This window comes from Pantoea sp. PA1 (genome assembly GCF_056856975.1).
Window position 1 is genome coordinate 196,824 of record NZ_JBXGEE010000004.1, and the last position, 11,538, is coordinate 208,361.

The window sequence follows — 11,538 nt, forward strand, 5'->3', positions numbered from 1 at the left end:
TAACGATGCGCGAGCCCGTCTCGCGCTTTTCCCCTCTCTTCCCGGAATCCCGCTCTGCGCCTTAGGCGCGCGCGCTCGCCCCGATCGCGACACCATTGAACATTTGCTCACCGCTGCCGATAACTCCCCTGTTAAGATTAGTTATTCTTCTTAATACACTTGTCTTCACAGCCCATTTCCGCTGTAGTCTCCGCAGATGTATTAAGAACATTCCTAAGCCATGACCAGGCTACCGAGCAGCAGGCAAATAACAATGGATAATAACTCTGATGTCATCTATCGCATGCTGGTACAAAGCGTGATCGACTACGCGATCGCCATGCTCAAACCGGACGGAACCGTCGCCAGCTGGAATGAAGGCGGGCTGAACGTTCTGGGTTACAGGCCAGAAGAAATTATGGGTCAGCATGCCGCCGTGTTTTACAACGAAGAGGATCGTCGTCGCGGTCTGCCGCAGCGGGAACTCGATATTGCCGCCACCGTGGGACGTTATGATTACGAAGGCTGGCGCTGCCGTAAAGATGGCAGCACCTTCTGGGCGCATGTGGTGATCTATCCCATCCGCAATGATGTGGCGCAGCTGGTGGGCTTCGCTGTGGTCTGCCGCGACTGTACCCGGCAGCAGGAGCAGCAGCGCAAAGAGCGGGAACAGGAGGCGCGCTTCCGTCTGCTGGTGGAGGGCGTCACCGATTACGCCATCTATATGCTGGATATCGACGGCAACGTCGTGAACTGGAACGCCGGCGCCCAGCGCGCCAAAGGCTATGTAGCCGAAGAGATTGTCGGCCAGCATTTTTCCCGTTTCTACAGCGCGCAGGATCGTCTGAATCACGTTCCCAGCCAGAACCTGCAGATCGCCTATCGCACCGGCCGGTTTGAAGATGAGGGCTGGCGCTACCGCAAAGATGGCAGCGCCTTCTGGGCGCACGTGGTGATCGACACGATCCGTGACGATCAGGGTAAGCTGCTGGGTTACGCGAAGATCACCCGCGACTGTACCGAACAGCAGCGCGTACGCAATGAGCAGCGCGAGCAGGAGCGACGCTTCCGGCTGCTGGTGGAGGGCGTCACGGATTACGCCATCTATATGCTGGATATCGACGGCGTGGTGGTGAACTGGAACGCCGGTGCCGAGCGCGCCAAAGGTTACCGGGCTGAAGAGGTCGTGGGTCAGCACTTCTCGCTGTTTTACAGCGCTCAGGAGCGGCTGAACAGAACGCCGGAAGCTAACCTCGGCATTGCGCTGAAGACCGGTCGCTTCGAAGATGAGGGGTGGCGCTACCGCAAAGATGGCAGCGCCTTCTGGGCGCACGTGGTGATCGACGCGATTCACGACGATGACGGCAAGCTGATCGGCTTCGCCAAGATCACCCGCGACCGGACGGAACGCCGTGAGCAGGAGCAGCAGGTGCTGCGCGCCCGCGATCTGGCGGAAGCCCAGAGTACCCAGAAAACGGCGCTCTCCCGCTTTCTGGATAACATCATCGCCAACATCCCCTCCTGCGTGATTGTCGAAGATGCCATTACCCGCGAGATTCTGCTGGTCAACGACCGTACCCAGCAGCTGTTTGGCCTGTCGAAATCGCTGATCGTCAACAAACGGCCGCACGAGTGTATGTCGCCTGAGTTAAGCGACTATTTCAACAATCTGGCGGATGTGGCGCTGCGCAGCGAGGGGATGCATGAGCGTGAACAGCTGCTGATGACCGCCAGCGGTGAGCGCATCCTGCACACCCGCGCCACCGCGATTAATGGTCAGGATGCACGGCGTAACTATCTGATGCTGCTGGTGGAAGATGTGACCGACCAGCGCGCCGCAGATGCCCGCATTCACCACATGGCGCACCATGACAACCTCACCAGCCTGCCGAACCGTATCCTGTTCCGCCAGCGCCTGAGTGAAGCGCTGCGCAACGCCGGTCAGACGCCGCGTCAGACCGCCGCGCTCTGCCTGGATCTGGATAATTTCAAGAATGTGAACGATGCGCTGGGCCACCAGATAGGCGATGAGCTGCTGCGCAGTGTGGCGAAGCGGCTGCGCAACGTGCTGCGCGATCAGGATACCCTGGCGCGTATCGGCGGCGATGAGTTCGCCATCGTGCTGCCGTCGGTTGCCAGCGGTGACGAGGCGAGCGTAGTCGCGCAGCGGCTGATCGAGGCCATTCGTCCGCCGGTCAACATCGAAGGTCATAACCTCTCGGTCGGGCTCAGCGTCGGTATTGCGCTCAGCACCACCATCACCAACACGCCGGAACAGCTGCTGCGCTGTGCCGACATGGCGCTGTATGAGGCCAAACGCAACGGCCGTAACCGCTTTGAGCACTTCACGCTGGAGATGGACGACGTGGCACGCAGCCGCCGCCTGATTGAAAATGATCTGCGCGATGCGATCAGCGGCGGGCATCTGCGGCTCTACTACCAGCCCATCACCAATGGCGACCACCACACCATTATTGGCTATGAAGCGCTGATGCGCTGGCATCATCCCATCCGTGGCCTGATCATGCCCAACGACTTCATTCCGATTGCGGAAGAGACCGGCCTGATTCATATGCTGGGCGCGTTTGCGCTCTATGAAGCCTGTCGTGAAGCGGCGAGCTGGGAAGGCAATCAGTCGGTGTCGGTTAACCTCTCACCGCTGCAGTTTAAAAACAGCTCGCTGGTGCCGGTGGTGGAGGGCGCATTGCAGGAGTCCGGGCTGGATCCGGCGCGGCTGGAGGTGGAGATCACCGAATCGGTGCTGCTGGATGATTCGCTGGGAAATATCCGTACCCTGCAGAATCTCAAGGCGCTGGGCGTGCAGATTGCGCTGGATGATTTTGGTACCGGCTATTCGTCGCTGAGCTATCTGCGATCCTTCCCGTTCGACAAAATCAAAATCGACAAATCCTTTATTAACGACATGGGGGACAGCCGTGAGGCGCTGGCGATTATCCGGGCCATTACCGGCATGAGTCGCAGTCTGGATATCCAGATTACGGCCGAGGGGGTGGAGAGCGATGAGCAGTTTATGAAGCTGCGCGATGAGGGCTGTACGCTGTTCCAGGGCTTCCTGTTCGGGCGTCCTCAGCCGTCGGAACTGCGGCTGAAAACGCTGGGTCAGTCGTAAAGGCCATGCTGCTGAACCGGCGCATGGCTGAGGTTGTCGCGGATGCGGCGCACCGATTCGCGCACCACCAGCCGGCCATTCAGTAGCAGGGTGCCGGCCGGGGTGGCAGGATTAAGTCGCATCTCCTGCAGCACTTTCACGGCGGCGGCCCCCAGCTCATCACGCGGCACCTGCACTGAGGTCAGGGGAATATCGTGGATGGCGGCCAGGTTAAAGCCATCCATGCTCATGACCGAAATATCCTGCGGCACCCGCAGGCCCGCCTGCTCCAGCGCGCTGACCGCACCTGCGGCAATGTAATCACCGCTGGCCAGAATGGCGGTCGGGCGCAGCACGTCCGGGCAGTGGCGCAGATATTCACCGAGCCGTTCCGCCGCTTCATTGCTGCTGAAGCTGTTCAGCGTCAGCAGATGCTGACGGCTGTCGAAGCGCAGATTCATCGCATGCCAGGCGTCACGCACGCCCTGCAGCCGCTGCTCCATGGTGTAGCGGCGCAGGCAGTGCAGCGACAGGATCTGCCGGTGCCCCTGCTCAAACAGGTAGCGGGCTGAAAACTCCCCAATCAGCTGATGATCCGGCGAAACCGAAGGCAGCCGCATACGGCGATCGCGGGCGTTAATCAGCACGCAGGGTTTGTTCATCTCCGCCGCCAGCTGATGAATGTGCTCATCATCAATGCCGATCAGGATTGCCGCTTCGGTCTGCTGCATCTTGTCGATAAACAGCGCCGCGTCACTCTCCACCTCTTCCAGCGGAGAGTAGCGCAGCCGTACCTCGTGCGGCTCCACCGCCTGGCTTATCCCCTGAATCACTTTGTAGTAGAAGATGTCACTGCGCACGTCGAAGGCACGCGGCGGCGCGAAGACCATCAGATTATTCAGCAGCAGGCGACCGCTGTGCAGGTTATCCAGCACACCCTGCTGCTGCGCCACGGCCATCACCTTGTCGCGGGTGGCGGGGCGGGTATTGGCTTTGCCCGCCAGTACCCGTGACACCGTGCTGATCGAAACGCCGCTCAGCGCCGCAATTTCGCTTACTTTCAGCCTTTGTTTCATTCTGTGATCGCCTTCAAATCTGCCAGTGAAAAATTTTTCATAACCTGCTGAATCGCGTCAGATTGGCGTTTCAGTGTCATTTTCTGCCGGTAATCAGCCTGCCATGAAAAGAGTTGCAAAAAAGAGGCTGTACCCACGTTTCGCACTTTTCTAAGTTCGCTAAAAGGACACGCGGTACGCCAGCAGGCGGTGTGATTTATCAATGGAAATCAGGAGTGGCACTATGAGCCTCGAATCGACAACCAAACCCGTCAGTGCTTCACGCACGGTGCGCGTGATTAAAAATTTACGCTGGTGGATGCTGGGGATGTTCCTGCTGGGTGTGACCGTTAACTACATCACCCGCAACTCACTCGGCATTCTGGCACCGGAACTCAAAACCAGCCTCAACATGAGTACCGAACAGTACTCCTGGGTGGTGGCGGCGTTCCAGCTGGCCTACACCCTGTTTCAGCCGGTCTGCGGCTGGCTGATCGATGTGATCGGCCTGAAGATGGGCTTCCTGATCTGTGCGCTGGTCTGGTCGGTCACCTGTCTGCTGCACGCCGGGGCCGGAAGCTGGCTGCATCTGGCGCTGCTGCGCTTTGTCATGGGGGCGTCTGAAGCGGCCGCCACGCCAGCCAACGCCAAAGCGATTGGTGACTGGTTCCCGAAAAAAGAGCGGCCGGTGGCAGCAGGCTGGGCGGGCGTCGGCTTCTCCATCGGGGCGATGCTGGCACCGCCCATCATCTACGTTTCCCACATCAACTTTGGCTGGCAGGGCGCCTTCCTGCTGACAGGCAGCCTGGGGCTGCTGTGGGTGCTCTTCTGGTGGTGGGGCTATCACGCTCCGCAGAGCCATCCGCGCCTTTCTGCTGAGGAGCGCGACTTTATCAATCAGGACAACGAAGCCATCGGCGAGAAGCTGCCGTTCTTCAAAGCGCTGAAAGTGATTGGTAAAGAGAAGAAGTTTTACGGTATTGCGATTCCGGCCTTTCTGGCTGAACCCGCCTGGGCGGTGCTGAGCTTCTGGGTGCCGCTCTACCTCGCCAATGAGCGCGGCATGGATCTGAAGCAGATCGTGATGTTTGCCTGGCTGCCCTTCCTGGCGGCTGACCTTGGCAGCGTCGCCAGCGGTTATCTCACCCGCATTTATGTGCGCTGGTTCGGTTTTACCCGCGTCAACTCGATTGTCGCCAGTTCGGTGACGGGCGCGCTGTTAATGGTTTCGCTGGCGCTGATGACGCTGGTGAAAGATCCCCTGCTGGCTATCGCGCTCATCTCCATCGGTGGCTTCGGGCATCAGGTCATCTCCTGCATGCTCAGTGCGCTGGTGGTAGAGCGTTTCGATCGCCGTCAGATGGCGACGGTCAACGGCATGCGCGGCTCCTGCGCCTGGATTGCCAGCTTTATCTTCTCGCTGATTATCGGCGTCACCGCCGACACCATCGGCTTTAATCCGCTGTTTGTGGCGATGGGCTTTTTTGACCTGATTGGTGCCGTTTTCCTGGTGATGCTGATCGCCGAACGACGCCAGCGCCCGGCTAACCCATAAGGATATCGTGATGAAAACCCTGAAGAACTGGACGCTGCATCAGCAGGCCGACCACTTTGTTGAACTCAAGGTCGAAGAGCGGCATCACCTGCGGCTTTACGTGCTGGAGGAGAAGCTGATGCGCGTTCTGCTGAAGCGCGATGGCGAGCTGGCGCTGGACCGCACCTGGAGCATTGCGCCGGTTACGGATGTGCCCTGGCAGGGACGGGATCGTGAGGCGCTGGACGGCTTTACGCTGCCGCCCTTTCAGGTTGAGCACGATGCCCAGCAGCTGCGCCTCAGCACGTCACGGCTGCGGGTTACGGTGCATCAGCCGCTCTGCCTGAGCTGGGAGCAGTTTGATGGTGAGAGCTGGCAGCCGCTCACCGCCGACCGTCACACCGGCGCCTATCTGCTCAACGCGCACGGGGATGGGGTGGAGCACTATCAGCGTCGTCAGCCCCAGGATCGGGTTTACGGTCTGGGCGAGAAGAGCGGCGACCTGAACCGCGTCAACCGGCGCTTTGAGATGCGCAACCTCGACGCGATGGGCTACAACGCCGCCAGCACCGACCCGCTCTATAAACATATTCCCTTTACCCTGACGCAGCGCGATGGCGTCAGCTTCGGTTTGTTTTATGACAACCTCAGCAGCAGCTGGCTGGATCTCGGTAACGAACTGGATAACTACCATCTGCCTTACCGCCGCTACCGCGCTGAGGCGGGCGACCTTGATTACTATATGATGCTGGGCCCGACGCTGCTCGACGTCACCAAAGCCTTTGTCCGCCTGACCGGACGGACACTGTTTCAGCCGAAGTGGAGCCTGGGCTACAGCGGCTCGACCATGCACTACACCGACGCGCCGGATGCGCAGCAGCAGCTGCAATCCTTTATTCGCCTGTGTCACGAGCATGAGATCCCCTGCGACTCGTTCCAGCTCTCTTCCGGCTATACCTCGATCAATAACAAGCGCTACGTGTTCCACTGGAACTATGACAAAGTCCCGAATCCCGACGGCCTGAGCGCGGCGTTTCACGATGCCGGGATGAAGCTGGCGGCTAACATCAAGCCCTGTCTGTTGCAGGATCATCCACGCTATCAGGAAGTGGCGGCCCGGGGGCTGTTTATTCGGGACTCTGAGCAGGATCGCCCTGAGCGTTCGGTGTTCTGGGATGATGAGGGTTCGCACCTTGATTTTACCCATCCGGAGGCGGTGCGCTGGTGGCAGGAGAACGTCACCCGACAGCTGCTGGAAAAGGGTATCGACGCCACCTGGAACGACAATAACGAATATGAGGTGTGGGATGGCGAAGCACGCTGTCACGGCTTTGGTCAGCCGATCGCCATCAAGCATATCCGGCCGGTAATGCCGCTGCTGATGATGCGCGCCTCCATGGAAGCGCAGCAGCAGTTCGCCCCGAACAAGCGTCCCTATCTCATCTCACGTTCCGGCTGCGCCGGGATGCAGCGTTACGTGCAGACCTGGAGCGGGGATAACCGCACCAGCTGGCAAACCCTGCGCTATAACATCCGCATGGGGCTGGGCATGAGCCTGTCAGGGCTGTTTAACGTCGGACACGATGTCGGCGGATTTTCGGGCGACAAGCCCGATGCCGAGCTGTTTGTGCGCTGGGTTCAGAATGGCGTGATGCATCCGCGCTTTACCATTCACTCATGGAATGATGACCACACGGTGAACGAACCCTGGATGTACCCGGAGGTGACGCCGATGATCCGCGAGGCGATCCGGCTGCGCTATCGTCTGATGCCTTATCTCTACACGCTGGCCTGGCTGGCCAGTTCAGAAGATGAGCCGATGCTGCGTCCGACCTTCCTCGACCACGAGCAGGACCCGCGAACCTATGAGGAGTGTGATGATTTCATGCTGGGTCGCGATCTGCTGGTCGCCAGCGTGGTGGAGCAGGGCGCGCGCAGCCGTCAGGTCTATCTGCCCCGTCATGCCGGTGGCTGGTATGACTGGCACAGCGGCAGGGCGTTTGCGGGCGGCGAGACGATCACACTGGATGCGCCGCTCGATCGGCTGCCTTTGCTGGTGCGGGCCGGTGCGGTCATTCCGCTGGGTGAGTGTGAAAGCACGACCGATGCGCGGCGCGACACGGTGCGGCAGTGGCAGATATGGCCTGCACCTGAAGGGGTAACAACGCAGGGGCAAACCTTTGACGATGATGGTGAGAGTCACGGCTGGCAGCAGGGGAACGCCCTGTGGCTCAGCTGGACGTTGTGCAGCAGCGCCACGCGCATCGATCTGACGGTGGAAAAACGCGGTGATTATCAGCCTGCCTGGCGGGAGATCGCGCTGTTACTGCCTGCGGGTGAAGATCGTGAGCTGTGGGTGAATGGCGAGAAAGCGGCGAGTTACCGGCTGCAGTAGCTGTGTTGAGGTGGCAAAGCCGAATCAATCAGTTTCTGGACAGCAACGCTAAAGTTCAGCTGGCAGGGAACAGGGTCAGAGGAGGAAAGCGTCCCGCGCCAGGGATGGCGCGGGCCGAGCGTGCCAGGGATGGCGGCTTTTGCGTCTTTCCGATCTGACCCTGTTCCCTGTGAAAGCACGATCTCACAGCGACCCGGTCTTCTGACTCCGTGGTCCCGACAGAGATTACTCTGCGTGGTTCTCGGTGCTCATGCGGCCCAGATCTTTGTCGACCAGGAAGAGACCGTTGCCGCTGTTGCTGACCAGCGCCAGTTTATCCAGCACGGTTTTGAACAGCTTCTCTTCTTCGTGCTGCTCGGCAACATACCACTGCAGGAAGTTGAAGGTGGAGTAATCCTGTGAGGTCATGGCGGCATGCGCCAGCTCATTGATTTTACGGGTGATAAGCTGCTCGTGCTCCAGCGCCTGCTCCAGGATCTCATTGAGTGAGTTGAAGGAAACCGGCGGTGCCGCGATGGTTCCCAGTACCGGCATTGCGCCGGTGTCGCTCAGGTAATCAAACAGACGCTGCATGTGCTGCATCTCTTCACGTGAGTGCATTTTCAGGAAGGACGCAGCGCCCTCAAAGCCTTTGTCACAGCACCAGGCACTCATTTGCAGATAAAGATTGGCAGAGAAAAATTCCAGGTTCAGCTGGTCGTTTAAACGTCCAGTCATTTCAGCAGTCAGCATGGCCGAGTCCTTTTTACGAAGATGTTAATTAAACAGGCAGATGCGGCGAATTATGCATCAGATATGTTAGTAATGTGAAGCCTTTTTCGCAAAACAGGGCAATTTATCTGTTTGATTTAAATAGAATTATTCAGCAATTTGAATGCGACCAATTCTCATTTTGTATTACAGGTTATCGGCCTGAAAACAGAGGGGGACGGCACCACGCTAGTGCACCTGTACAGCATCCTGCTGGTGCAATCGCCCTGATGGCGGCATACGAGCGCGGTTACCGGATACGGCCAGCAGGCACGCATCCGCAGCGGACACAAAAATAAATTTCCGTGCAGTCGCGCATATCGCGGGGATGGAAGAGCCGGAGAGGCGAAACAGGGCAGGATTAAAGGCTGACTGCGTCAGCACTGGCATAAATCCTGCTTAGAACTCAGTTCCATATATTGAAACTTGCCCCGACAGGGAACAGGGGCAGGTCAGGTGATCAGGAGAAAATCATGTCAGATGAAACCCGCGTTACACCGATGAAAATGACGGCGACCCGAGGCAGTTATGTCGCGTTAATTTTTGCCATTCTGTTTTTTTCCGGGCTCTTTTATAACGTCGACGGCCTGAAATGGCTTGGCGCGTTTGATTTCACCACGCTGGGCGGCAGTTTTGGCACCATGAAAGATCCCGCCAGTAACACCTTTCTCGGCGCAGGTGGGCTGAGTGCCAAAGCCGGCTTCCTGTTCGCCCTGTCGCTGACGCCTACCGTCATGCTGGCGTTGGGCGTGCTGGAGATCTTTACCCACTACGGTGCGATTCGGGCGGCGCACCGGCTGCTGACGCCCTTACTCAGACCTCTGATGGGTCTGCCGGGGCATTGCGGGCTGGCACTCATCACCGACCTGCAAAGCACCGACGCGGGTGCTGCGTTAACGAAAGAGATGGCCGATCAGAAGCAGATCGGTAAGAAAGAGGTGGTGGTCATGAGCGCCTGGCAATATTCCGGGGCCGGGTTAATCAATAACTACTTCGCCATCGGTTCCGCACTCTTTGCCTCAATGACGCTGCCGATCATCATTCCGCTGTTAGTCATGTTCGCGCTGAAATTTGTCGGTGCGGCCATCACGCGCGCTGTGCTAAACAGTGTTTATAAGAAGGATTTTATCGATGGAAAATAAAAGCGTTACTGCCAGCAGCAATCCGTTTGACGTATTTGTTACCGGCGCACGTAAAGGTTTTCATATCGCCATCCACAACCTGATGCCGAATGTGGTGATGGCCTATGTGCTGGCGGAGGTGCTGAATCTGCTGGGCATCATGCAGTTCCTTGGCCATGTTTTTGCGCCGGTGATGGGGCTGTTCGGCTTGCCGGGTGAGGCGATTACGGTGCTACTGACGGCCTGGCTCTCGTCGTCGGCGGGAACCGGCGTGGCGGTCAGCCTGCTGACCAAAGGGCTGCTGACCGGGGAAGATATCACCATCCTGGCGCCGGCGATTTTTCTGATGGGATCGCAACTGCAATATATGGGACGGCTGCTGGGTGTGGCCGATGTACCCAAAAAATACTGGCCGCTGCTGATGCTGGTCAGCATCATCAACGCGCTGATCGCCATGTCTGTTATGCGTCTGTTTATTCAGGAGTAACGTTTTGACTAAGGTACTGGAGCATTATCACACGCTGCATGAAATCCCGGAGCTCGGTTTTCAGGAGTTCAAAACCTCGGCCTATATCGCTGACCAGCTGGAGAAAGCGGGCCTGAAGGTGACGCGCAACATTAACAACACCACCGGTATCGTGGCGGAAATTGACAGCGGTGTCCCGGGGCCGGTGCTGGCGCTACGGGCGGATATGGATGCACTGGGACACGTGATCGATGGTGTCCCCTGCGCGCGGCACACCTGCGGTCACGATGGTCACTCGTCGGTGGTGCTGACGGCGGCCGCGGCTCTGCTGCAGGAGGGCACAGTGAAACGTGGCCGGCTGAAGATCCTGTTTCAGCCCGCCGAGGAGCTGGGCGCCGGTGCGCTGTCGATGATCGAGGGGGGCGCGCTGGATGATGTAGAGATGATTCTGGGCTTCCATCTGCGTCCGCTGGAGGAGTGTGTCGTGGGGCAGGCGGTGCCTGCGGTGCTTTACTCCGCCTGCAGCACGCTGGAAGCGACGATTAAAGGCCAGCCTGCCCACGCGGCGCGTCCGCATCTGGGCGTGAATGCGCTTGATGCCGCCGTTCAGGCGGTGCAGGCGGTCAACGCCCTGCATCTCTCTCCCGGCCTGACCTGGAGCGTTAAAGCGACCCGTTTCCTGTGCGATGCCGGGGTAACGAACTCGGTGCCGGATGAAGCCCGTGTGGTGTGGGATCTGCGCTCTCAGGAGAATGGACCGATGACCCAGCTCAAAGAGCAGGTGACGCGCGCCATCACCCACAGCGTGGCGGCGCTGGGGGCCAGCGCCGAAATCCGGGTGCTGAAAGAGATGCCTGCGGCCGAGATCGATGATGAAGCCACGGCGGTGATCCGCGCCGCTATCGTTGAGGTACTGGGCGAAGCGGGTGCACTGCCGGCCCGCACGACGCTAGGCAGCGAGGACTTTTTCTACTATCCGGTGAAGCGTCCGGGAGTGAAAGCGGGGTTCTGGGGACTGGGTACCAACCTGACGCCAGGGCTGCACCATCCCGATATGCGATTTGACCTCAGCTCGCTGGAGATCGGCGTGCAGATCTTCAAAGCCTGCGTCAGAAAGGTGCTGGGATAA

8 protein-coding genes are annotated in these 11,538 nt (G+C 58.9%); 6 read left to right on the forward strand and 2 right to left on the reverse strand.

Annotation, left to right across the window (positions count from 1 at the left end):
* The first annotated feature begins 253 nt into the window (after positions 1–253).
* Positions 254–3,109 (forward strand): bifunctional diguanylate cyclase/phosphodiesterase, encoded by a 2,856-nt coding sequence (locus AC1V0D_RS16500; RefSeq protein ID WP_009087225.1) that lies wholly within the window; start codon positions 254–256, stop codon positions 3,107–3,109.
* Here AC1V0D_RS16500 and AC1V0D_RS16505 read toward each other — a convergent pair.
* The gene (locus AC1V0D_RS16505; protein WP_009087223.1) at positions 3,100–4,164 is read right to left on the reverse strand and encodes a LacI family DNA-binding transcriptional regulator; all 1,065 of its coding nucleotides are present in this window, start codon (positions 4,162–4,164) and stop codon (positions 3,100–3,102) included. The genes AC1V0D_RS16500 and AC1V0D_RS16505 overlap by 10 nt on opposite strands.
* Before the next feature lie 223 nt (positions 4,165–4,387).
* Here AC1V0D_RS16505 and AC1V0D_RS16510 point away from each other — a divergent pair, with 223 nt between their 5' ends.
* Positions 4,388–5,698, forward strand: a complete 1,311-nt coding sequence (locus AC1V0D_RS16510; RefSeq protein WP_009087221.1) for an MFS transporter — start codon at positions 4,388–4,390, stop codon at positions 5,696–5,698.
* A gap of 10 nt (positions 5,699–5,708) precedes the next feature.
* Positions 5,709–8,072 (forward strand): glycoside hydrolase family 31 protein, encoded by a 2,364-nt coding sequence (locus tag AC1V0D_RS16515; protein ID WP_140924948.1) that lies wholly within the window; start codon positions 5,709–5,711, stop codon positions 8,070–8,072.
* A 225-nt stretch (positions 8,073–8,297) separates the two neighbouring features.
* Here AC1V0D_RS16515 and ftnA read toward each other — a convergent pair whose 3' ends face one another.
* Positions 8,298–8,804 carry a non-heme ferritin gene (gene ftnA, locus AC1V0D_RS16520; RefSeq protein ID WP_009087216.1) on the reverse strand — a complete coding sequence of 169 codons (507 nt, stop codon included), beginning with the start codon at positions 8,802–8,804 and terminating at the stop codon, positions 8,298–8,300.
* A gap of 491 nt (positions 8,805–9,295) precedes the next feature.
* Between ftnA and AC1V0D_RS16525 the strand changes: the two genes are divergently transcribed.
* The 3 genes from AC1V0D_RS16525 to AC1V0D_RS16535 are packed head-to-tail and all read left to right on the forward strand — an operon-like array spanning position 9,296 to position 11,538.
* Entirely contained in the window at positions 9,296–9,964 is a 669-nt protein-coding gene (locus AC1V0D_RS16525) for a nucleoside recognition domain-containing protein (protein WP_009087213.1), read from the forward strand.
* Positions 9,954–10,430, forward strand: a complete 477-nt coding sequence (locus AC1V0D_RS16530) for a YjiG family protein (RefSeq protein WP_482907774.1) — start codon at positions 9,954–9,956, stop codon at positions 10,428–10,430. The genes AC1V0D_RS16525 and AC1V0D_RS16530 overlap by 11 nt, the downstream gene beginning before the upstream one ends.
* A gap of 4 nt (positions 10,431–10,434) precedes the next feature.
* Positions 10,435–11,538, forward strand: a complete 1,104-nt coding sequence (locus AC1V0D_RS16535; RefSeq protein WP_482907775.1) for a M20 peptidase aminoacylase family protein — start codon at positions 10,435–10,437, stop codon at positions 11,536–11,538.